This window comes from Psychrobacter sp. P11G5 (assembly GCF_001593305.1).
In the GTDB taxonomy this organism is placed as follows: Bacteria; Pseudomonadota; Gammaproteobacteria; order Pseudomonadales; family Moraxellaceae; genus Psychrobacter.
On sequence record NZ_CP012533.1, the window covers coordinates 1,932,954 to 1,957,187 of the forward strand.

The window sequence follows — 24,234 nt, forward strand, 5'->3', positions numbered from 1 at the left end:
TCTCTACTCTATCAGAAGTTCAACTTAACTATTGTAATAAGCTTTTGACAGCACAGTATTTAAAATGTCGAATACCTATCTATTCTAGATAACCGTTTTTGGGAGCGATATCAGGCGGAAGATCGGTCTCTCCCAGTGCTTCTAGTAAGTTGATTTCGATAGTGCGTGACAAAGCAGTCAGTGGCAATTGATTGGCAGCCAAGCCAAAAGGCTCTTCCAACTCTTCACTAAGGACATCTAGACCGAAAAAAGTATAGGCAATTACCGCACAAATTAAAGGGGTCGCCCAGCCTAGTGAGGATACCAAGCCAAAAGGCAACATAAAGCAATACAGGTAGGTAGTACGATGTACTAAGAGCATATAAGCAAATGGCAGCGGCGTGTTATGAATACGCTCACAGGCGGCCAAGACAATCGTCATAGAAGTCAGACGCTCGTCCATGTTTTGTATCATCTGCTCCGATGATAAGCACTGACGCCGACTGTCTCCGAGTTTTTTACCCATCAGGCGCATCAGATAATCGGGCAAGTTCTGCGTCTGGCGCATGCTGGCATGATGTATTGGTTCGACGAAACGCTCGACATCCTCCCAAGGCGAAGTACCACGAAGCCGGTGGCGTACAGCATGAGTAAAAGCAATAGTCAGGTAAATCATAGAACGCTGGGTGTCTCGTCCAGTCTCAACTTCTTCGTCTATAAAAGAAAGCAGTTGGCGAGTTAGGCTGCGGGCATCATAAACTAGCTGACCCCATAAACCGCGAGCTTCCCACCAACGCTGATAGCTTGCATTGTTACGAAAGCCAAGAAACAGCGATAAGGCGATCCCAAGCAAGGTAAAAGGAGCCGTACTATAAGATGGGAATGACAAAGGAAACTCGTGCTGAACAATCGTTATGAGTGTACTAAGCAAGGTGACTAGCAAAATCTGCGGATAGATCTTCGGGATGATTGAGCCGCGAAGGGTAAAGAATATCTTGAGGGCATTGGGTGTTTGCCGGACAATCATGTTAGCTTCCTAGCGAGATGGTCTGTAAGCGCAGTATTAATTATAGGCTGTGTTTCGAGTACAGAGTTGCAAACTATACATTGGCATCATAGTATAGGTAATAATTGATTAAAAGCTCTTAAATAAATGTTTATTAATCGCATCCATTAAAAGTAGTCCAACTGCTCAACATTGTAAAAAATAGCGACAAATCATTGACTACCTGTTTGACTATTCCTATCTCCTCAAAAAAATTGATAGAACAGCGCGCGCGTAAACGCCAACACTTCTGCTACATTAATAATGTATTACCCTAGCCCTCCCAGCACTTGAATAATATCCAAATGCCACTATAAATAGTGAATACAGCTACCGCACATAACAAATGTACTAATCCAAAAATTACATCAACCAAAGAACTGAGCGAGTCTCAGCTTTTTTGATTTTGCGGAAACCAATATTAAAACCAATATTTTCATAAAAAATAAGGATACCATCATGACTGATGACCCAAAAGACACCAGTAATCAAAACCAAGCGCCCAAAAAAGATGTCAAAGTCACTGAGCTAGTCGCCAATGATGGCATCTTAAAAGGCAAAAAAACCGATATTCAAAATCCAGAGCTTTGGGAATTCCCAATGAACTATCCTTTGAGCATTATTGGTCATGAAGGCGAACATGAGAACTTACTCAATGAAGTGAAGCTTATCTTGGGCAGTCAGTTCCCTGATTTTGATTTGGCCTCGATACAAGTCAAACCTTCTAAAACGGGTCGCTTTCATTCGGCAAGAGTCAACCTATACCTAACGGCGGCTGAGCAAGTAAACACGCTTTATGCGTCACTAGACGAAGCCAAAACCGTACGCATGGTGGTATAAACTTGCACGCTATAGATAATTAAAGTCAAGACACGACTTTAACGTTTTAATACCGAAATCGTCACTCATATGGGTGGCGATTTTTTGTGGTCTCAGGTACAATCAGCACCGCTGTTATTGTCTTGATTACCCCTATTATTAGTTGTTAGTTTGTCGAGTAATAAAAATAGAATGGCAAGCGCTTTTTTACAAAAAATTTTATTATTTGAGTCAATCGCGTCTAACCCTTATCCCATCGTCCTTTGCTAAATTTTGGACACACTACAACCTCACAGCAACATAGTTTCACTCTAAAATCAATATAGTATTTTCAAAATTTTCCCGCTATATTGTGCCTACTTACTACTAAACACGCTATATCTAGTGCTCAGTGACTTTATTCATCACTATGAGCTACGGTAAGCTTTTGCCTAAAAAACTTCAGCGACCGTAACACCTTGTTATAACGTAATAAAAAAACTTTGTCAGATTTAATCTACGCAAAGTAAATATCAGCAATTAATAATAGAGGGTAACATGACACATATCGATAAGATTCAAGTGACCAAACGCGACGGACGTTTAGAGCCTATTGATTTAGATAAAATTCACAAGGTTATCGCGTGGGCAGCTCATGATTTAGATAATGTGTCTGTATCACAAGTTGAGCTAAAGTCGCACATTCAGTTCTATGAAGGTATCAAAACTCGTGACATTCACGAAACTATCATCAAGTCTGCTGCTGACCTTATCTCTGAAGATACTCCTGACTATCAATATTTAGCCGCGCGTTTGGCTATCTTCCACCTACGCAAAATCGCTTACAACAGATTTACCCCGCCGCACCTATTTGATCATGTAACTACCCTGACCAATGCCGGCAAATATGACGAGCATATCCTAGCCGATTATAGCCGTGCTGAGTTTGATGAGTTAGAAGAATATATGGATCACTGGCGCGATATGAACTTGGCTTATGCTGCCGTTGAGCAGATGGCTGGTAAATACCTCGTGCAAGATCGCGTCACCAAGACGGTTTACGAGAGCCCGCAGTTCTTATATATGCTCGTCGGTATGTGTCTATTTAGCCGTTATGATAAATCAGAGCGTCTCGACTACGTTAAACGCTTCTATGATGCGACTTCACAATTCAAAATCTCTCTACCAACGCCAATCATGTCTGGTGTGCGTACGCCATCGCGCCAGTTTAGCTCATGCGTCTTGATCGAATGTGGTGATAGCCTAGATTCTATTAATGCTACCACCAGCGCCATCGTACGTTATGTATCACAGCGTGCTGGTATCGGCATCAATGCTGGTCGTATTCGTGCACTTGGTAGCCCTATCCGTGGCGGCGAAGCGCAGCATACGGGTTGTATCCCATTCTACAAATTGTTCCAAACGGCGGTGAAATGCTGCTCACAAGGTGGCGTGCGTGGTGGTGCTGCGACATTATTTTACCCAATATGGCATCTAGAAGTTGAGTCGTTATTGGTACTCAAAAATAACCGCGGCGTCGAAGACAACCGTGTCCGTCATATGGATTACGGCGTACAGTTAAACAAAACGATGTATACCCGCCTCATCAAAGGTCAAGACATCTCGCTATTCTCTCCAGGTGATACCCCTGGCCTGTACGATGCCTTCTTTGAAGATCAAGACAAGTTCGAAGAGCTATACACCAAGTACGAGAATGACCCCAGCATTCGTAGCCGCCAAATCCCAGCGGCAGATTTGTTTAGCTTGATGATGCAAGAGCGCGCTAGCACGGGTCGTATCTATATCCAAAACGTCGACCATTGCAACACTCATAGCCCGTTTGATCCGACGGTCGCTCCGATTCGTCAGTCAAACCTATGCATGGAAATCGCCCTACCGACTAAGCCACTTGATAACATTAATGACGAAGAAGGCGAAATCGCCCTTTGTACGCTATCAGCAGTTAACTTGGGTAAAGTTGAAAACGTCAGCGATATCGAAGAACCGGCTGAGCTCATTGTCCGTGCGCTTGATGCCCTACTCGATTATCAAGACTATCCAGTCAAAGCTGCGCAAAATGGCAGTATGCGCCGTCGTACGCTAGGTGTGGGCGTGATTAACTATGCTTATTACCTTGCCAAGAATGGCGTACGCTATTCAGACGACAGCGCCTTAGGCCTGACCCATCAAACCTTTGAAGCGCTACAGTTCTATCTCTTAAAAGCGTCAAACAAATTGGCCAAAGAGCAAGGCGCGTGCCCTGCCTTTAACGAGACTACCTACTCGCAAGGTATCTTGCCGATTGATACCTATAAAAAAGACTTGGATAAAATCTGCCAAGAGCCGCTACACCTAGATTGGGAAACGCTACGCACTGAGATTACCACTCACGGTCTGCGCAACTCTACCCTAACCGCTTTGATGCCGTCTGAGACTTCTAGTCAGATTGCCAACGCGACTAACGGTATCGAGCCACCACGCGGTCTGGTCTCTATCAAAGCCTCAAAAGATGGCATCTTAAAGCAAGTTGTTCCTGATATCGGTACGCTGAGACATCAGTACGAGCTGCTATGGCAAATGCCAAACAATGACGGTTACCTAAAGCTGGTGGCTGTTATGCAGAAGTTCGTCGATCAAAGTATCTCTGCCAATACCAACTACGATCCAGTTCGTTATGCAGGTGGCCGTGTACCGATGAAGATATTGCTAAAAGATCTGCTAAACGCGTATAAGATGGGTGTGAAGACGTTGTACTACCATAACACGCGTGATGGTGCGAACGATGCCCAAGCGGATATGGAAGATGATTGTGCTGGCGGGGCGTGTAAGATTTAAATTATTAAGGGATGGCGGGTTTGTCTTTTGGAGCTAATCCCGCTGTTCATAATTGATACTGAAACATATTTAATTAAACTTAACTTTATAACTAAAGTATATTTCTATGAAGAAAATTCAGAGTTTAATCTTTATGATTCTTGGTCTACTGATATTTGTTTTTATAATCATAGCTACAGTCTACATAATAAAGTTTATTATCGATATTTTTAAGCAGGTTGATGTTACTGTAGTTGCTGCTTTAATTGCCACTGCAGGCACGATTATAGCAACAGTTTTAACAGTTGTAGTTGGACAAACAATCAGTAAAAATCGAGAAATTGAAGAAGCTCATCGTGAGTTTAAAACCAAGATGTATTCAGAGTTTATTGATTTTACTATAGATTATGTATTTTCACAGACTAGGGAGGATAGGGAATCTGTGAGCCAACAAGAGCTTGAAAATTACTTCATAAAACTTTCTAAAAACTTTACTCTATGGGCATCTCCAGAGGTTATAAAGGCATGGTCTAAATTTCGAAGCCAATCAAGTGACAATGAAAGCTCGAATACATTGTCTAATATTGATGAGGTATATAAAGCAATGAGAAAAGATTTAGGTAACAGTAACTCAGGATTGCAAAGTAAATCTTTAATAAACTTATATCTTAATGAATCTATTTAGCCAATTACTGTAAGCGAACGTAGGTTGGGTGAAGCTTGCGACACCCAACGTTTTAATTGAATTATTTGTTGGTTCTTATCATTCGATACCAACCTATTTTTAAGATGTTGTAGATAAAGCTCCTAACCCAGTATGGGATCATTTACAAATCTGTTGCTGGGCTAAAGCCATAGTCTATGACAAAATTTGTAGCTTATGATTGACTATATTGTATGTATCATCTAATTACTTGAGGTCTAAAATGGTCGCTAAAACATTAACTTTGAAAAATAGAAACTTTACCTTTTCAACTCAAGGGGAAGCTCAAAAATATTATTACGATATAATAAAAAAACTTCATAAAAATAACGATACTCTTTCTGATGGAAAAGATTTCGAAGATTTAAAAGAAATATACTTTTTATACTGTGAATATACAAATTATAAAATTCCTAATAAAATAAAAGCTTTTGAAGGTGTGGAAAATACTGAAAACTACAATACTATTTGTGCTGCCGTTATATTCGATGAAGAAAATAAAGAACTGTTCTCAACTGATAAAGCAATTAAAGAGATTGCAGATAGACAGAAGATTGAGAATGAAAAAGCATAGGCTAGCGTAGGTTGGGTGAAACTTGCGACATCCAACGTTTTAATCGATAACAGAAAATCCTATTTAAAGAATTTCCCTTACGAGCCTAATGAATCAGTGCTTCATTTTCACGGCTTTCAGGTCTCATCCTTCGACACCAACCTACCTTTAGATCGTAGCAGTTGTTGTAGGCTGGGTGGAGCCTGTGACACCAACGTTTTAATTGAATAATTCATTGGGTCTCGTTCCTCGACACCAATCTACCTTTAGATCGTAGCGAGTTTTGTAGGCTGGGTTTTTAACCCAGCATTGTAACTTTGCAAAAGCAAGATGCTGGGTTAAAAACCCAGCCTACGCAAAAACATAGCCAACTTTATAGATTATGTTGGCTCGTGATGTAGGGTGCGTTCCACGCACCAATAGTTTGAAAGTTAAGTTTAACGGCGCTTAAAAAGCACCCTACGAAATAATCATAAATAGCAATATTAGTAAGAAAGATCAGCTCTACCCTAACAAGATTTTTAGCCCCTGAGCGAGGAAATAACGAAGCACTGCTTCGTCCGAGTGCAAGGGAATTTGCATTTTCGCAAATTCCGTAGCGGTATCCCGCTAACGACGATGGCGTTGCAGATACAAGCGGTAGGCGGGATTGGCTACCCAAAATATTTAAATTTAATGCAACAACGAATAAGACCTAATTTTCGTGCTAAAATTAGCCCTATATTTAGAGCTTAATATTAGTGGAGATTAAATTATGCAACCGATATTTGCGACACAGACAGCCAGTATCTCAGAACTAAAGACCAACCCTTCGGCACTGATTAAACGGTCGGACGGTGAATCCATTGCTATTTTAAATCATAACAAACCTGTGGCTTACTTAGTTTCAACAGATATGTATGAGCGCATGATGGAAGCGATGGACGATATGGCATTAAGCCAAACCGTTGACGCACGAATGAATGACGGGCAAGTACCTGTAAAGGTAACGTTGGATGACTTATAATCTTGAGTTTCATCCTTTAGCATTAAAAGAATGGAAAAAGTTAGCGCCCAGTATTCAGCAGCAGTTTAAGAAAAAATTACAGCAGCGCTTATTAAACCCTCGTATTCCTGCTTCAAAACTCTCAGGACATACAGACGCCTATAAAATCAAACTACGCACCATAGGCTATCGTCTGGTTTATACCGTCAAAGATGATGTAGTGGTAGTTTATGTGCTAGCCGTAGGCAAAAGAGAAAACAATAAGGTATATGGAAGCCTTGTGTCGCGCCAACCATAATTGAAACATACAGAATAAAAATGACGGAGGTCATAGACGTGCAATATACCGCAATCATCAAAGACGGTGGTTTGTTTATCCCTAACGTATTTTCCGACTTAAACAATGGAAACGATGGTGGCTCGCACATCGTACAAGTAACAGTAGATATCGAAGATGTACGTCAGCAGTTAAATGGCAGCGAAACCTCAAAGGTAACAGTTGCCAAAAAAAATGTGGCAAAAGCACCAAAAAAACCAGCGTCGAGGCCAGTTAAGAAAGAAGTACAAAGAATACCAGAAGACATTGATTTGGATACGCTGCGCAAGAGTGCTGGCGATGAACTAGAAGGATTAGATGATAGCGAGCTCAGTGAGATATTTAAAGCTTATATGAATGATGGACAAGTACCGACACAGATATCTTTAGAGAATCTTTAATATAGAACTGATAACAGAAAACGCATTTTTGCTAATACTTTTAAAGCCGTATTTTTGAAAGAAGTATTTCAAACTTTAGATTAACAACCGTATAACCTATAAAGGCAGTCCCATGACTTATTCGATTTTTTCTCAAACGCCAAACAATGCCCTAAAAGAGCCGATGTTCTTTGGTCAGCCGGTCAACATTGCCCGCTACGACCAACAAAAGCATCCCATCTTTGAGCAGCTGATTGAAAAGCAGCTATCGTTCTTTTGGCGTCCAGAAGAAGTTGATGTATCAAAAGATCGCATGGACTTTGGTAATTTGTCCTCGCATGAGCAGCATATATTTTTGAGTAACCTCAAATACCAGACCCTACTCGACTCGATTCAAGGTCGTAGCCCAAACGTGGTGCTATTGCCATTAGTATCGATTCCAGAGCTGGAAACTTGGATTGAGACTTGGTCGTTTTCAGAAACTATTCACTCACGCAGCTATACTCATATCATTCGTAATATCGTCAACGATCCAGGCGTTATCTTTGACGACATTATGCAAAACGAGCACATTTTAGAGCGTGCGTCTGACATCGCCAAATACTATGACGACTTGTACCGCAATTCGCAGCTCTATAGCTTGTATGGTCCGGGTACGCACAATATCAACGGTAAAGAAGTCACCGTCGATTTAAAGTCACTCAAAAAGCAGATGTATCTGTGCATTATGGCGGTCAACGTTTTAGAAGCTATTCGCTTTTATGTGTCGTTTGCGTGCTCGTTTGCGTTTGCTGAGCGTAAATTGATGGAAGGTAATGCGAAGATTATTAAGCTTATCGCCCGTGATGAGGCGCTGCATTTAACTGGTACGCAGCATATGCTCAATCTTATGCGTAACGGCAAAGACGATCCAGAGATGGTCGAGATTGCCCATGAGTGCTATGAGGCAAGCATTGAGATTTTCGTCAAAGCGGCAGAGCAAGAAAAAGAATGGGCTAGCTATCTGTTTAAAGATGGCTCGATGATTGGTCTGAACAAAGACATACTTTGCCAGTATATTGAATACATTACTAACTTGCGGATGGAAGCAGTCGGCTTGCCATCAGCGTTCCCGAACTCTAAGTCAAATCCGATTCCGTGGATTAATACATGGCTATCGTCTGATAACGTCCAAGTCGCCCCACAAGAGACGGAAATCAGTTCTTACTTGGTAGGTCAGATTGACTCAGATTTATCAAATAGTGATTTTGATGACTTTGAGCTTTAAAGGCTGGTATTTTAAAGGCTAATGCTCTAAGACTAATATTTTAAATCTAACTTTTAATAGTTTAACTTTGCAACGCTTAACCTTAATAGTTATGGCTTAATCTTAATCCTTTAAGCTTAAGCCATTTTAGTTTTAGTAAGGACTTATTAGGCTGCGTTCGACGCGCTCTAAATGAACACGCCCTAATTAAATAAGGTAACACTCAAAGAAAACTGGGACAATCAAACCAGTTAAAATAGGATCAACTATGACTTGGGTAATGACCAGTAAAAAACAGTTTTATCTGCATGATGATGAAAGTCTGCTCGATGGGCTGCTACGTACAGGACACGATGTCAACTATCAATGCCGCGAGGGCTATTGTGGTAGCTGCCGAGTCAAGCGCATTGCCAGCTCACACTTGGTGGACTATCCATTTGAACCATTAGCCATGATTGAGGATGATGAGATATTGCCTTGCTGTTGCCGTGTGCAAGGCGTGATTTATATCAACCATGAACCTATTGTGAAATAACACCTCATTTATTAAAAGTTAAAATCAATAAAAAGCGCGCTATCTAAATAAGATAGCGCGCTTTTTTATACATGACTGCTTGCTATATATATCTGTCTTGACTATTGGGCAGCAGCATCTTGTTCAAACAACTTTAATAGCTCTTCACGCATACGATTACGCTCTTCTTCCGACATCATAGGCGCATTTGGATCATCGTAATATTGCCGCTCGCCTTGACTATCTGGACTACCTTGACCATTCAACCTGTCATCATGCAAGATTCTTGGCTCTTCAACCTCCACGACTTCTTGGGCAGGACGTTCTTCAAGCAATATCTTAACCTGCTTGTTTTGACCATTGCGCAATACTTGTGCATTTAGCTCAGTCGTTGGTGCTTTACGTGCTACGTATTGAATAAGCTTGTTTGCATCAGTCATCTCGATACCATCAATCGTCAAGATCACATCACCGACTTTTAAACCACTTTTGGCAGCAGGACCTTGAGCGACGACATTCAGGACTTCTACCCCTGTTGAAGTTTCAAGGCGCGTTGGGTCACGTAGTTGCGATTGGATTTCGATACCTAGCCAGCCGCGACTAACTCTACCGTCTTTAATGAGCGCGTTCATGACCTGCTCAACGATAGCGGTTGGAATGGCAAAGCCAATACCCATCGAGCCGCCAGAGCGAGAGAAGATAACGGTGTTGATACCGACTAGCTCACCACGAGCATCGACGAGCGCGCCACCTGAGTTACCTGGATTGATAGCCGCATCTGTCTGAATAAAGTCTTCAAACTTATTAACGCCAAGACCAGTACGACCAGTCGCTGAAATAATCCCTTGAGTGACCGTTTGACCGACCCCAAATGGATTACCAATCGCTAAGGCTAAATCACCAACGCGACTAGGCGCTTCACGAAAACCTAATGGCGTCAGTCCGGTCATATCAACCTTGATAACTGCTAGATCACTATCTGGGTCAGTACCAATAACTTTGGCGCGGCTTTTACGGCCGTCATTGAAGGCAACGGTAATCTCATCCGCTTTTTCAATGACATGAGCATTAGTGACGATATAGCCATCCTCTGACACGATGACACCCGAACCTAGGTTAGTCGGCCCTTGACCTTGCGGTCCGCCATGGAACTCAAAGAAGCGGCGTAAGACTGGATCATCCATATAAGGATGCTCAGCCATCGTTTGGGTAGTATAGATATTTACCACTGACTGCGAGGCTCGCGCCACCGCATTGTGATAAGAAGCGATGGGTGCTGGCTTATCAGAAGTAGGTGCTAACGCTTCCTGCTCAGCAGCCGTCGTCCTTGGTGGCTCCCACGTTGTCTCAGATGGTGCCTTCATACTCATAAACAACCAGACAAACGCTGCGATTATTATCAGCAGTAATATCCAAGGCAACCACTTCCACAGAGTTGCCTTATTGTTGGTGTTTGGGGATGACGACATATATAAACCTCTATAAATTTGATACGGACAGACAGTGATAAATGTGGTGAGAAGATTGCGATTAAATTGTTATTAAGTAGGTGCTGTTAACCGGTTATTAATCGGTTGATAAGCTGCTGTAAATCAGCTATTAATAAGTCAGACACTATCTATTAGACAGGCTCACGTAGGTAAATTATAACTGGCAACACCATAAAATAGTAACGTATCGTGTACCATTTCAGTTATGGGGTTTATCTCCTCATTTACAACATCATGCTAGAATGATTGCCATAAAAACTTGTTTATCAATTACGCTCGCTTGACCAACTGAAATCATTATATCAATTGAAATGATAAGGACACACAATGACCGCGAAAGATATTTTAACTGAACCATCAAATACAGCGATTACCGCACAAGCCTTGACCCAATTTTGCGATGACTATCTATCTGCGAGTGCCTTTAAAGACTATGCACCTAATGGATTGCAAGTAGATGGCGGACAGCCTATCAGACGCATTGTTACAGGCGTTACTGCCTGTGAAGCCTTAATCGATGCTGCAATTGAGGCAAAAGCTGATGCCATCATGGTACATCATGGCTACTTTTGGAAAGGTGAACCTGAGCCTATCACTGGTATGAAAGGTAGACGCATTCGTAAATTGATGCAACACGGTATCTCTATGATTGGCTATCATCTACCCCTTGATGCGCACCCTACCATCGGTAATAATGCCAAGCTCGCTGAGATGCTAGGATTAACCATTACCGAAGCGCTTTATCCTCATGAATCGCACCCTGTCGGCAATATCGCTATCTGTACTCCGCAAAGTGCTGAAACATTAATCCAAACGATTACTCAAGCATTGGGACGCGTCCCTCTACATATTTCAGGTAACTATCACTATTCTGCGAATGACCAATCAGATCAAACCAATGTTACAGCACCAAAAATGATTGAACGTGTGGGTCTCTGCACAGGCGGTGCACAAGATATGATTGAGCAAGCGGCGGCGATGGGCTGTGATGCCTATATCTCTGGTGAAATATCTGAGCGCACTACTCATAGTGCCCGAGAGCTTGGGATTGACTATTTTGCCTGTGGTCATCATGCGACAGAACGAGGCGGCATTCAGGCGTTAGGTAAACTGGTTACTGAGCATTTTGGACTGCCAGTCACATTTATAGACATTGACAATCCCGCATAGCTCTACATGACCAGCATTCTGCACATAATCAGCATTCTAGATAACCAGCTTTTATCAGTGCGAGATATTGACGAGCTCATAATCTTTAACCAGCTCAACCCCTTTAACCTTTGAGAAAATAGACTTTATTCACTTATACGAATATAATGGCTATTTTTGACCGTCTATTCCTTAATTGTTAAGTTTTATCACTCTTTTATTAACTTTACTTGAATAATGGTGTTATAAACCGCATAAAGTTAACTTGCGAAAGAACGTTTTGTCATGAAACTTCCCATTTACTATGGCCTCCGGTTATAACGTTGAGCTAATGAGCGATTATCCGTATATCTATGACAGATTACGGATAACTAGTATTCTCTCAGCTTAACGTTGCAATGATTGTGTACATTAACTTTAAGAAATGACGTGTCATTTGCGCTAAAAACATTTGATACGACAAAACTCATATGGTTAATGATCAACATTGCTGGACATTAGTGTATTAGCAATATGCTGCCTTATCAGTTATTCATAGGCTGCTGAATCTGCTAGTGATAGTACAGTAGAATTAATTTTGGTTAAGATCAATATAGCCGCTTACTTTTACAACAATATTATTACTTATGCATTTGTCTCAATAACTTATTCATGACCTTACCTATGTTCAATATAGTATTTTAGTCATATTTTAGTCCGTTATCGGTAAAGGTGACATAACTGTCATTACCTGTTACCTTTATTTATGCTGCTTAGTTTATGTTACGTCTATAGCTTAAGCATACGGTTTATAAGGCTTTTTATGGGTTTATTATTAAACCTTATATTGAAAGCCTTTATGATAATAATATCTATATTGATACAAGATGCGGTAGTGCTTGTGCTATTAAAGAGCCTATCATCATTTAAGATGCAATCTTATCGTCTATCTGCTGTTTAGTTATTTAGAATAGCTGTTTGGATAGTCATGACGATAATTGCAGCTTTACGGTAAGTAGGATGGCTAAAATCAGGAGACATCCATGCAGCGTATTACTTATCGTGTCAAAGTATCTGCGCAAGGTGCTAAACGCCGTATTTCTTATTTACTGCGTCCTAAGCGCACACTTAGCACCAAAAGTAACATCGTTTCATCCGTTACCCCTACTAAGTCAAACCGTTTTGCCAAGACTAAAAAAATGGCACAAGTATCGAGTATTGCCCTACTCTCTTTACCTGCTGAGAGTCTGACAATGATGGACCCAAAAGTGCCAGCGTATGATCACGTCATGCTGGAGGAGACGCTAACTATCGCAGCTGTCCCTGGAGATAGCACCTATTTTGCGACCGATGGTTTCCAACATGGCTTTGGTTATGATCTGGTACGTAGCTACGCTGATGAGCTGGGAGTCAAGGTTGATCTAAAGGCTTATGCGAGCGAAGAAGCAGCATTGCGAGCGCTAAAATCAGGTAGTGCTGATATGGCATTAACTACTGCTAGCACGCAGCTAAAAAGTCAGCTTAATCTATCGTCGGTCAATGTCAGCTGCGGTTATGATGCTAGCTTGACTAAAAATGGCTTGCATCCAAAAGTCAGCTGGACGTTCAACCAAGCTGATGATCCATTGTCACAAAAGGCCAGTTACTTTTTATGTGATAGCATCAAGCTCGAAAATACGCAAAAGCTTGCAGCATTCTATAATCAGAACTTGCTAAAAGATGCGTACAGTCAAAACCATTTTAAAAAGACTCTGACAGAAAAGCTGCCTGATTATCAGTCTTCTTTTAAAGAGCAAGCGCGTAACTACAATCATGACTGGGAGTTGCTGGTGGCAATGGGTTATCAAGAGTCGCATCTTGATGCCAATGCAGTATCGCCAACAGGTGTACGTGGTTTGATGATGTTAACCAACAATACTGCAAAAGCCATGGGGGTCTCAGATCGTGTAGACCCTTATCAAAGCATCGGCGGTGGCGCTCGTTATCTAGAGCAGATGAAAACTGACTTTGCTGATGTGCCAAAGACCGATCGGATTTGGTTTGCACTCGCTGCTTATAATATGGGTCCTAATGCTATTAAAGGTATTCAGCGCAAACTTAGTGACGCAGGTATTGACGATAAAAACTGGGCGAACGTCTATACCTATCTATCAGAAAATAGAGCCTCAAATAGCCGATATGGTCAAGCGATGCACTACGTAAGTAATATCAGAAGTTATCTTGAAACCATTAAAACTCGTATGGTCTAGGCCTAACCTCTGAGTTGATAAAAGGCGTAAACATAAAAAAAGCTGCTCTTAATAATAAGAGCAGCTTTTTTTGGTTAACATTTTGCCAATAGTACTTACTATTTAGTAAATACTATTTAAAATCAACGATTAGGTACTGTCAAACGCTGACCACGTTGTAACATAGTATCTGCCGAGATTTTATTCATATCAGCAAGCTCTTGAGTTGAGACTCCATATTTACGTGCCAGCCCAATTAGACTATCGCCAGAGCCAACCGTATATCTAACTGTCGCCTTAGGCAATTTGATTGTCTGTCCACGCTGTAACTGAGCATTAGTCGCTAGGTTATTAGTTGCCGCTAAGTCTTCTACTGAAATACCAGAACGGCGCGCTAGAGCGATCAAACCATCACCTGACTGTACTTTGTAATTCTCAGTGTTACCAAGTTTTTTGCCAGTACTGGTGCTACTGCTGCTAGAAGCGGCACTACTACTGTTACTAGAGGTACTGACACTACCGCCACTAGCAGGAATAGTAATAGTGCGACCAAGTATCAAGTTTGAAGTCGTACTCAGACCATTCGCTGAGGCCAAGTCACTGACACCGATATTGTAGCGGCTGGCAACGCCCGTTAAACTATCTCCAGATTGTACTTTATAGCTTATTGGTTGATCATTTAACTGACGATTCACTTCTGCCTTAGATACTGGTACTTTAATCGTCTGACCGCGTTGCAAGCGAGCTCTAGCATCAAAGTTACTATTAACTGCTGCTACTTCTTCTGCACTTACGCCGATGCTATTAGCAATCCCAATTAACGTCTCACCTGACTTTACGGTATAGCGACTAGTAGGGGTTGAGCTGCTAGCACTACTATTTGTACTTGTGCTACTAGAGTTGTTGCTAGCAGAAGTAAAGTCAACACTGGCAGGTATTTTCAACGTCTGACCCACGTATAACGAGTCTGTCGTGCGTATCCCATTGAGGCTAGCTAGAACATCAGTTGAGATATTAAATTGACGTGCTAAGGCAATCAAACCATCACCAGATTTAACTTTATAGTTCTTAGTCGCAGTGGTAGATTTACTAGGCTTAGAAGACGGCGCAGCAGGTGTGCTAGCTGGCGCTGTTACTTTACCGGGTATCAACCATAGCTTCTGCCCTCTCATTAAGTCAGAACGGCTACTTAAATTATTGTAACTTGCTAGCTGTGTCACGGATAAACCAAAACGATTAGCCGTACCGATGAGCGTATCACCCGACTGCACTACATAGCTATCTGGCTGGCTTTCAGTCGTTGTATTAGCACTACTTAGTGGCTCAATAGTCTTCGCATTATACAAATACAGGGTGCTACCAGACAATAACTTTGCTTTGGAATCTATTTGATTCCACTCAGTGATATCGCGCCAGCTTACCCCAGCACGACTAGCAATATTAGATAAGGTATCACCACGTTTTACGGTATAAGTGGTACGTGTGCCTTGAGGTTTTGGCTTACTCACTGGCGTTTTTGCAAAGCTAAGTTTTTTCTCTTCCCCACTCGCTTCTAAGATAGACTGCTGAGTCTGTACCGCTGATAGATTGATATTACCGTCAGCATTGATTACATTGGTTTCAGTCGTTTTAGTTCGAATCTGATTGGCAATGAAATCACGCTCTTCTTTACTAAGAGGCGGCTCTTGAACAATGGTATTATTTTGTGTAATTTGAGCTGAAGTAGTTGGCAAACTATTACTGCTTTGTAGCTCAGCATTAATCTTGCTGGTCTCTTTACTAGTAATAGGTGGTTCATTACGGATAGATGAGTTGCTGTTATATCCAGAGCTACTAGTCGATGTCAGCGTTGGCGAAATATAACTGGTTGTTTGCTGTGGAACGCTAGCAGTAGCAGCATAATCAGCCAAACCGCTACCAGTAGAAGGTAATGATGAGCTGGTGTACGGTTTGCCATTATAGCTTGGCGTCGTAGTGGTACTGCTTGAGCTACTCGTACTGCTTGAAGCAAGTATATTACCTGTACCATTCCCTCTCAACGATATAAGCTTAGCATCAAGGTTGGTATTAACGTCATTAGGAATAATAATACGCTGCGGGCCTGATGAATCGATACGTCCTGACGTTAGCGCAGTATTTAATCTTTCTAGTTCGTCATAACTAACCCCAGTAACTTGGGCTACTTCGGCCAAGCTTACGCCGTAGTTAACTGGCACACTGCGAAAATGCTGACGGTTGGCAATGGCGGGTAAATAAACACCATATTGCTCAGGCTTAGCAACGATTTCGGCAACAGCCAAAAAACGCGGTACATAGTTCATGGTTTCAGTAGGCAGTCTGAGTGACCAGTAGTCAGTTGGTAATCCGTTTGCCGCATTGGCATCAATTGCCCTTTGCACACGACCAGGACCAGCATTGTAAGCGGCTAATGCTAACTCCCAACTACCAAACTGATTATGTAACGCTGTCAAGAAGTCATAAGCTGCACGTGTTGATTCAATGACATCACGACGACCATCGTAGGTGCTACTTTGATTCAGACCATAGATACGACCAGTACTTGGAATAAACTGCCACAAGCCTGCTGCTGCTGCACTACTTGTACCACTTGGATCATAGGAGCTTTCGATGACTGGCAGCAAAGCAAGCTCAGTGGGAATATTACGGCGCTCAGCTTCACGTACCGTATGATAAATATAACGACTTGCACGCGCAGTTAAGCGGTTTAGATAGTCTTGTCTGCTGGTAAACCAACTTTTCTGTCCTTCAATCCGTTGGTTATAGATAGGCTGACCACCATTCATACGATAACCAGCACGCAAGCGATTCCATAAATCACCGTACTGTTGAATAGCAAGTTTGTTATCTTCCACCATCGTCATGTCAGTAGCTTCTAATAAGTCCGCCAACTCATCTAAGCTCTCTGCATCCAAAAATGCAGTCGAGTAATCATCACTTGTGGTTGGCCGAGCAGCTCCAGACTGATTAGCTGGACGCTTAGTCACAACAGGCGAGCTATTGGTAGCGCCTGTACCTTTCACTGCTGACGTATTACTACATGCGCTAATAAGCAAAGTCGACACCGCAAGCGTCAGTGGTAAAGCAATAAATGAGCGGGATTTTAATGACACAGTAGACATGATGATAGAATTTTCCTAACGACAAAAAGTGATAAAAATAAAGTTAATCGACAGTATAGTATGCAATGCAAACCAAAAACTATACTTCTGTAGAAGATTGTCTATAAAATTTAGAATAATACGGTTAGATGTCTTATTTTTGGCTATATTTTTAGCGCTTACTCTTCACTAGTGACGGTAATCACTAGTGACAATAACTGGCTTATTAAACAGTTTTTCAGCCAACGAATGCTAGCCGAATAATTATCTAGCCATTATTCACTCTAATAAATTAACAGCTACTTTAATAAATGATTACTTCAATCAGTAATTAATTTAATTAGCAATTACTTCAATCAATAGTTACCTGTGATACTGCACGTAATAACACAGCGTTCCCAGTAGATAAAGTAAGCGTAACTCTTGATGTGGTCACAAACGAAACGTTTTTGCCGTCTTTTACCCAACTCTCAACCGTCTTAACGTTTGCTTTAGCTTGTGAGCCAGTAGTGACAATGTTATCAACGCTGATATCATAGCGATAGTTTGAAGTTTGATTCCAACTATCTTGCAGTAATTTTAAGTAAGCATTTTTGTCAAGGCTAGTAGATTTTCCTTTTCTAGATAATGAAATCAATGCATCATCAGACACTAGGGTAGCAACTTGGTTGATGCTTTTATTGTTAGCAGCTGATTTCATTGCAGCTGCATAGTTCTGCACCAAGCCTTCACTCATCGTTGCTGCTTGGGCATTAATAGCAACCGTACCAACTACAGCCGCTAGCGTAGCTACGCTAGCACTTTTAATAAATAGAGCTAATAGCCCTTTATTCCATAATCGTTTCATTGTGATCCTTAGCGGTATCTCTTTTATTATCTAGTTTTTGTTAAGTGGCTCTATTCTATTGATATTTTTATAATCGAATGAGCTGTTTGACATATCAACTTTGATATATCGGCATAGTCATTATCTATACTTATTTGACGTCGTACCTGATAAGAAATAATAGGTTGCCATGACAAGCTACACAGTACAGTTAATCCACTACTTAAAGTTAATTTAAGCTTTTTAAGAGGCAGTTTTAGCCTAGCATTAAATCCTCACACCCATGTAACGTCATGTGTAATTATTGCGTGCATACCTGCCTATTCTCCTACTACATATAGCCAATAACTTTTTTCAAAAACTTTCAGTAGCTTATCAATGAGTTTTAAGGTTTCGTATTATCATCTATCGTCTGTTCATCATCGTTAAGCTTCATGCCCAAACGCTCTACTCGTCTGTCCATCATTTGTCGTGCTAATGCTTGCATATCTTCAACACGATCTATCTCATCGACAATCTCAAGCCCTAATAAAGTCTCGAAGACATCCTCTAAAGTCACTAGACCTTTAACCTCACCATATTCGCCTACCGTGATTGCAATATGAATACGGTTTTTTAGCATTAATTCTAATAAATCGAATAGCTTCATTTTTGAGAATACAAAAGTAATCTCGCGTTGAAACTGCGTTAACGGCTTATGCATAGCATGATTGACTTTCGCTAACAACATATCTGTTTTTAATACAAAACCAGTAATATTATCTAGATCACCATCATAAATAGGTAACCGCGAAAAAGTCAGTTTTGGACGATCAGCCAGCACTTCGGCGACTGTTTTGTTTTGCTCAAATGCCAGCATCACCGAACGCGGTGTCATGATATCTTCGACTTTAATCGCGCCAAACGCGAGTAAATTACGAATGATTCGTGATTCTAGTGGATCGATTTGACCTGATTCTTCGCCAATACTAGCAAGAGCTGCAAACTCGCGACGACTAAAGACATGAGTCTCTTTACCGCGCACAAGCAATTTGGTCAAACGCTCTGAGAACCAAATGAGAGGATATAGAAGAAGAATAATACCACGTACAAAGTAAGCAACCATACCGCTTAACTGACGCCAATATACTGTTCCTAGTGTTTTTGGAATAATCTCAGATAAAAACAAGATTGCCAAAGTCATAATCGTAGAAAACAGTCCAAACCAGGCGCTACCAAAGACAATCGTTGCCTGTGCACCAGCGCCAATCGAACCTAATGTGTGTGCTACAGTATTCAACGTCAAAATAGCCGCTAGCGATTGATCAATATTATCAATCTTCAGACGTCTTAGCATATTTGCTTTTTTGGGATTGCTTTCTTCAACATCAGCAATATATGACGGGGTCATACTAAGTAATGCTGACTCTGCTAAGGAGCAGACAAATGACACACCAATGGCAATAGCAACAAAGAATACTAACAGAGCAATACTTGCAGCAGTTGGGGCAGCTATGGCCGAAGCTTCAACAGCCAATGCTGAATGAGGTAAAAAAACCATTGGTACAGCTATCAGCGCTGATAAACCAAATGCGGACTTATTGCTAGGGCATGTGTAATCATGTGTCGTCGGGGGAGGTTCAGCAGACGCTTCTTTACGATAAGCGCGCGGACGACATAGACGAGGTATAAATGAAAAAGTGGTGAACAAGTTAGGTAACCTAAACAAAAAAGAGAATGAAAAAGGATAAAATACAATGAGTTTTATTGCTAGTAAATATAATGACTGGTAGCGGTTAGCTCTCATCTAATAAAAATAGCACTGTGTAATAGAGCTACAAACCAGCTACTATCAGCATCGACAAGAAACATAATCAACAATTTGATATTAGCACCGATGCTTATATTTAACAATAAAATGTCATGCTATCTACCTGTCTAGAAAAAATCCATTATAAATAAAAAGTTGTGCGATTAGCATGGCTATTCATGGTGTTAAACAGATGTAACTTCAATATCTGGTTACGTAATATAGTCTTATATACAGCCGCTTTTATTTTTATAGATAATGCTTTAAAAGGATTGTCGTAATAGATATCGGCTGCTAGTATGCCAGTGCGCCAAGGAAAATACACTCATCCCATGATTAACAGTTACCAAGCTTGGGATTTTTTGTTACTATGCGTTTAATTTTACTATTATCTATAATTTATTGAGAGAGATATGGAAGCATTCGGTCAAATATTATTACCAGTCGCCTTTTTTGCTATTTTTTACTTTTTAGTGATCCGTCCACAGTCTAAACGTACCAAAGAACATCGTGCCATGGTAAATGCTTTGACCGTTGGTAGCGAAGTGATTTTTGCTGGCGGACTTATGGGTCGTATCAAAGGCCTTGAAGGCGACTACGCTATTGTAAGCTTAAACAACAATACCGACATTAAAGTACAGCGCGCTTCTGTTATTTCAGTATTGCCTACAGGTACTATAGAGAGCGTATAAATGTTAATGGTAAAGCTTCACGCCTAACATTCATTATCTTAGTATCAACCAGTATATTGATAAAAATGGCCGTTAACGTTTTACGGTCATTTTCTGCTACTAGATTGTCAAATTAGTTACCTAACTGACTGACGATAGCGGACTTACCTTCTATCGTATATATTACGATTCATAGTGTAGTTGTTTTATGATGCTTAGCTTTACGTTCTCTTATCATAGCGGATGATCTCAATGGTGAATAATTACTCATACTAATTGCGGTAGTTATCCATTGTAATCACGAACGTCCCATCTGCTGACTTGTGGCCTGCGTCGCCAGTACTTTATCAACTTAAAGAAGTGATTATGCAATATCCCGCTTGGAAATACTTACTCATTACCGTCGTGCTGATCATTGCTGGTCTGTATGCTGCTCCCAACCTTTATCCTGATGAACCTGCTGTGCAGATTACTAGTGCTGCAGCGGGTACTCAGCTATCTGAAGGCATTTTGACCGAGTCAGAAAGCCTGCTAAAAGAAGCTGGTATAAGCTACCATGATGGCACTTTTGAGGGCAACAGCGCACTGGTACGCTTAGACAATCCAGTCTCTCAGCTCAAAGCACAAGAAGTCCTAAAGAAAAATCTTAGCGATGATTATGTGGTTGCGCTTAACTTAGCACAAACAACACCGCAGTGGCTCCGTGATATCGGCGCAAAGCCGATGAAGCTGGGTCTAGATCTACGTGGCGGGGTACGTTTCGTTCTAGAAGTGGATATGGACAAAGCCTTAGAGCAGCGTCTGACCAGTGCGAGTCGTGACGTGCGCCGTGAGCTAAGGGCCGAGCGTGTCGCAGTCAAAGGCATTAAAACTGAGGCTCAAGGTATCATATTGCATTTTGCTGATACCGACGCGCGTAACCGTGCGCAAAATGTTTTACAAGGCTCAATGGGGTTGAATTTTAGTTTGCAGTCCTCTATCGATGACCAAGGCCCTGCGCTAATCATGGCATATAACGATGCGACGCTGGATGAGATTAATAGCTATGCAGTTAATCAAAACTTAACGACTCTACGCAACCGTATTGCTGAGCTTGGCGTTACCGAAGCCTTAGTACAGTCACAAGGTGCTAGCCGTATCGTTGTCGAGTTACCTGGTGTACAGGATACCGCTGAAGCCAAACGTGTACTTGGTCGTACTGCAAACCTTGAGTTCCGCCTAGTCGCTAAAGACAGCGAAAACTTCATGGGTGGTATACCTCCTGCTGGTACTGAATCGTTCCCGTTCGAAACGCTTGATGGTCCGCCAGTATTACTAGAGCGTCAAGCTATCGTCACTGGTGATAAGGTCACCAATGCCCAGACCAGTCTTGATGAAAGCGGTCGCCCTGAGGTCAATATCACTTTAGATAGCGCTGGCGGGAAGCTCATGCAAAACGCTACCCGTACTGCTGTTGGTGACCAAATGGCGGTATTGTTTATTGAAAATAAGCAAAGAATCACTTACGAAGAAGACCCTACTACTGGTGAATCTGTCGAAGTACGCACTCCTTATGCTGAGACCAAAGTCATTAACCGCGCTAATATTCAAGCGGTATTAGGCTCATCATTCCGTATTACAGGGCTTGATAGTAATGCTGAAGCTGCTGAGCTTGCACTACTATTACGTTCAGGAGCACTGGCTGCACCGATGTATTTCGTTGAAGAACGGACGATTGGACCTTCATTAGGTCAAGAAAACATTGCTAAAGGTCTGTTTTCTACTCAGGTCGGTTATCTATTAGTATTCGCCTTTATGATTATTTTTTATCGCTTGTTTGGGGTAATTGCCAACGTAGCGCTAGCAGTTAACGTTATTATTATTATCGCGATTATGTCAATTTTAGGCTCATCGCTTACCTTACCGGGTATTGCTGGCGTGGTTTTGACCATCGGTATGGCAGTAGATGCCAACGTACTAATCTTTGAGCGTATCCGAGAGGAGCTGGCAAACGGAGTGCGGCCAAAATCTGCAATCGTGGCAGGCTTCGACCGTGCTTTTAGTAGTATTTTCGATGCCAACATCACCACGTTATTGGTCGCATTTATCTTATTTGCGATCGGTACTGGTCCGATTAAAGGCTTTGCGATTACTTTAGCTATTGGTATCGTCAGCTCGCTGTTTACCGCGATTTTGGTAACACGCGCACTGGTACAAATTGCTTATGGTAAGCGTAAATCTATCAAACGTTTGAGCATCGGCTAGGAGAATAATATGGCGATTGAACAGAATAATCCCCCAAAGAACAATAATACGCCGACATCTAGCAGCTCAGGTGGCGGTGACAATCCTAACGAAAACAATAAACGTCGTCGCCGTAATAAGCCACGTCGTGATGGTAAAGGTAGCAATACCCAAACTAATAACCCTACAACTGCAAAAACTGGCAAAGATAAATCTCGTCGTAGTGGACAAGGCACTAAAGATAATCAGGCATTGAGCACCCAAGCATCTAACGCTGCTGTTGATAACGATCATAACCACCTAATTGATAGTGCTGCTGATGACGCTGCTGTAAAAGAAGGCGGCATTAAAGCGGTTGGTAATCAGCGCATTATTCCATTTATGAAGATAGAAAAGCCTATGGCAATTTTATCTCTATTGATGGTGATTGGTAGTATCATTGCGATTGCTGTGAATGGACTTAACTTAGGTTTAGACTTTACTGGCGGGGTTTCAGCAGACGTGCGTTATGAGCAGCCTGCGGAGCAAGTCGAAGTCGTACAAGCGCTGGCTGATAATGGTTTTGATGATGCTGTCGTACAGTATCTAGGCACCCGTCAAGAGCTATTAGTACGTTTGCCACCACAATCTGATAATATTGACGGACTAAGCGCAAGTCTGACTCAAGCACTAGCCCTACCCAATAATAATGCTGATATCAGTAACGTTAATATTATCGGTAGCCAAGTCGGTAATGAGGTGTACTTAAACTCAGTAATGGCTTTAGTGCTGGCACTGGTTTGTATGCTTGGTTATGTGGCCCTACGCTTCCAATTTAAGCTATCGCTTGGCGCAGTAATGTCATTATTTCATGATGCTATCGTCACCATCGGTGTCTTTGCATTATTCGGCTTTCCATTCGACTTAACCGTATTAGCAGCTATCTTGGCATTGATTGGCTATTCATTGAACGATACTATTGTCGTCTATGACCGTATTCGTGAAAACTTCCGCCGTGTCCGTGGCATCAGTCCTTATCAGACGGTTGATCTGTCATTAACAGAGACCCTGCGTCGTACTATTATGACTATTTCAACGGTATTGTTAGTTGTATTAGCAATGATGTTCTTGGGCGGTGATGGATTGTATTGGTTCTCAGTAGCACTATTCATTGGTCTACTTGCTGGTACTTATTCATCAACCTATATCGCTAGCTCTATCCCTCTTCGAATGGGTCTATCACGCGATGATTTCATCGTTAAAGTGAAGCCTGAGTTTGAGGAAGAGATTGTTACTTTCAATGACCCAAAGATGTTTGAACAAGACTAATCTTAAAAAGTTGTTTGGATAATGCTGACTTTTAACAATAGCAGCATTGTCCTAAACATAACTAAAGCATCGAATAAAAGCACCTATTAGTTAGGTGCTTTTATCTTTATATAATTACC

General features: G+C 41.5%; 19 protein-coding genes. 14 read left to right on the plus strand and 5 right to left on the minus strand.

The genetic code is table 11. From position 1 onward, the window contains the following. Positions 1-79: 79 nt before the first annotated feature. Positions 80-1,006, minus strand: a complete 927-nt coding sequence (locus AK825_RS07820) for a bestrophin family ion channel (RefSeq protein ID WP_068036037.1) — start codon at positions 1,004-1,006, stop codon at positions 80-82. Positions 1,007-1,483: 477 nt separating this feature from the next. Between AK825_RS07820 and AK825_RS07825 the strand changes: the two genes are divergently transcribed. From AK825_RS07825 to yfaE, 9 genes are all read left to right on the plus strand, one after another. Continuing rightward, positions 1,484-1,864, plus strand: a complete 381-nt coding sequence (locus AK825_RS07825) for a DUF493 domain-containing protein (protein WP_082787206.1) — start codon at positions 1,484-1,486, stop codon at positions 1,862-1,864. 516 nt (positions 1,865-2,380) lie between these two features. Continuing rightward, positions 2,381-4,657 (plus strand): class 1a ribonucleoside-diphosphate reductase subunit alpha, encoded by a 2,277-nt coding sequence (gene nrdA / locus AK825_RS07830; RefSeq protein ID WP_068036039.1) that lies wholly within the window; start codon positions 2,381-2,383, stop codon positions 4,655-4,657. A 106-nt stretch (positions 4,658-4,763) separates the two neighbouring features. Next, on the plus strand, positions 4,764-5,321 hold the full coding sequence (locus AK825_RS07835) for a hypothetical protein (RefSeq protein WP_068036041.1): 558 nt from the start codon (positions 4,764-4,766) through the stop codon (positions 5,319-5,321). A 241-nt stretch (positions 5,322-5,562) separates the two neighbouring features. Continuing rightward, a complete protein-coding gene (locus AK825_RS07840; protein ID WP_068036043.1) occupies positions 5,563-5,913 on the plus strand; it encodes a hypothetical protein in 351 nt (116 codons plus the stop codon). A 733-nt stretch (positions 5,914-6,646) separates the two neighbouring features. Continuing rightward, on the plus strand, positions 6,647-6,898 hold the full coding sequence (locus AK825_RS07845) for a type II toxin-antitoxin system Phd/YefM family antitoxin (protein WP_068036045.1): 252 nt from the start codon (positions 6,647-6,649) through the stop codon (positions 6,896-6,898). Continuing rightward, the gene (locus AK825_RS07850; protein WP_068036048.1) at positions 6,888-7,175 is read left to right on the plus strand and encodes a type II toxin-antitoxin system mRNA interferase toxin, RelE/StbE family; all 288 of its coding nucleotides are present in this window, start codon (positions 6,888-6,890) and stop codon (positions 7,173-7,175) included. Before AK825_RS07845 ends, AK825_RS07850 begins: the two co-directional genes overlap by 11 nt. Before the next feature lie 38 nt (positions 7,176-7,213). Then, on the plus strand, positions 7,214-7,594 hold the full coding sequence (locus AK825_RS07855) for a hypothetical protein (RefSeq protein ID WP_068039194.1): 381 nt from the start codon (positions 7,214-7,216) through the stop codon (positions 7,592-7,594). A gap of 112 nt (positions 7,595-7,706) precedes the next feature. After that, on the plus strand, positions 7,707-8,840 hold the full coding sequence (gene nrdB, locus AK825_RS07860) for a class Ia ribonucleoside-diphosphate reductase subunit beta (protein WP_068036050.1): 1,134 nt from the start codon (positions 7,707-7,709) through the stop codon (positions 8,838-8,840). A gap of 247 nt (positions 8,841-9,087) precedes the next feature. Next, positions 9,088-9,354 carry a class I ribonucleotide reductase maintenance protein YfaE gene (gene yfaE / locus AK825_RS07865; RefSeq protein WP_068036052.1) on the plus strand — a complete coding sequence of 89 codons (267 nt, stop codon included), beginning with the start codon at positions 9,088-9,090 and terminating at the stop codon, positions 9,352-9,354. Positions 9,355-9,455: 101 nt separating this feature from the next. On the opposite strand, the gene AK825_RS07870 is transcribed toward yfaE, so the two are convergent. Further along, a complete protein-coding gene (locus tag AK825_RS07870) occupies positions 9,456-10,802 on the minus strand; it encodes a trypsin-like peptidase domain-containing protein (protein WP_068036054.1) in 1,347 nt (448 codons plus the stop codon). A gap of 348 nt (positions 10,803-11,150) precedes the next feature. Here AK825_RS07870 and AK825_RS07875 point away from each other — a divergent pair, with 348 nt between their 5' ends. Further along, positions 11,151-11,993, plus strand: coding sequence for a Nif3-like dinuclear metal center hexameric protein (locus tag AK825_RS07875; protein ID WP_068036055.1), 843 nt, complete (start codon positions 11,151-11,153; stop codon positions 11,991-11,993). A 1,001-nt stretch (positions 11,994-12,994) separates the two neighbouring features. Further along, the gene (locus tag AK825_RS07880) at positions 12,995-14,200 is read left to right on the plus strand and encodes a transglycosylase SLT domain-containing protein (protein ID WP_068036057.1); all 1,206 of its coding nucleotides are present in this window, start codon (positions 12,995-12,997) and stop codon (positions 14,198-14,200) included. Between the two features lie 122 nt (positions 14,201-14,322). Here the strand turns inward: AK825_RS07880 and AK825_RS07885 are convergent, their stop codons facing one another. The 3 genes from AK825_RS07885 to AK825_RS07895 form a co-directional block, all read right to left on the minus strand. Further along, positions 14,323-17,319, minus strand: a complete 2,997-nt coding sequence (locus AK825_RS07885) for a LysM peptidoglycan-binding domain-containing protein (protein ID WP_068036059.1) — start codon at positions 17,317-17,319, stop codon at positions 14,323-14,325. A gap of 331 nt (positions 17,320-17,650) precedes the next feature. Beyond that, entirely contained in the window at positions 17,651-18,145 is a 495-nt protein-coding gene (locus AK825_RS07890) for a hypothetical protein (protein WP_068036061.1), read from the minus strand. Between the two features lie 364 nt (positions 18,146-18,509). Next, the gene (locus tag AK825_RS07895) at positions 18,510-19,814 is read right to left on the minus strand and encodes a hemolysin family protein (protein WP_227514037.1); all 1,305 of its coding nucleotides are present in this window, start codon (positions 19,812-19,814) and stop codon (positions 18,510-18,512) included. A gap of 512 nt (positions 19,815-20,326) precedes the next feature. Here AK825_RS07895 and yajC point away from each other — a divergent pair. The 3 genes from yajC (at position 20,327) to secF (ending at position 24,115) form a co-directional block, all read left to right on the plus strand. Next, positions 20,327-20,605: a preprotein translocase subunit YajC gene (gene yajC, locus AK825_RS07900; protein ID WP_068036063.1), complete on the plus strand. Its 279-nt coding sequence runs from the start codon at positions 20,327-20,329 to the stop codon at positions 20,603-20,605. A 345-nt stretch (positions 20,606-20,950) separates the two neighbouring features. Continuing rightward, positions 20,951-22,828, plus strand: coding sequence for a protein translocase subunit SecD (gene secD / locus AK825_RS07905; protein ID WP_068036066.1), 1,878 nt, complete (start codon positions 20,951-20,953; stop codon positions 22,826-22,828). A gap of 9 nt (positions 22,829-22,837) precedes the next feature. Beyond that, positions 22,838-24,115 (plus strand): protein translocase subunit SecF, encoded by a 1,278-nt coding sequence (secF, locus tag AK825_RS07910; RefSeq protein WP_068036068.1) that lies wholly within the window; start codon positions 22,838-22,840, stop codon positions 24,113-24,115. Positions 24,116-24,234 lie beyond the last annotated feature (119 nt).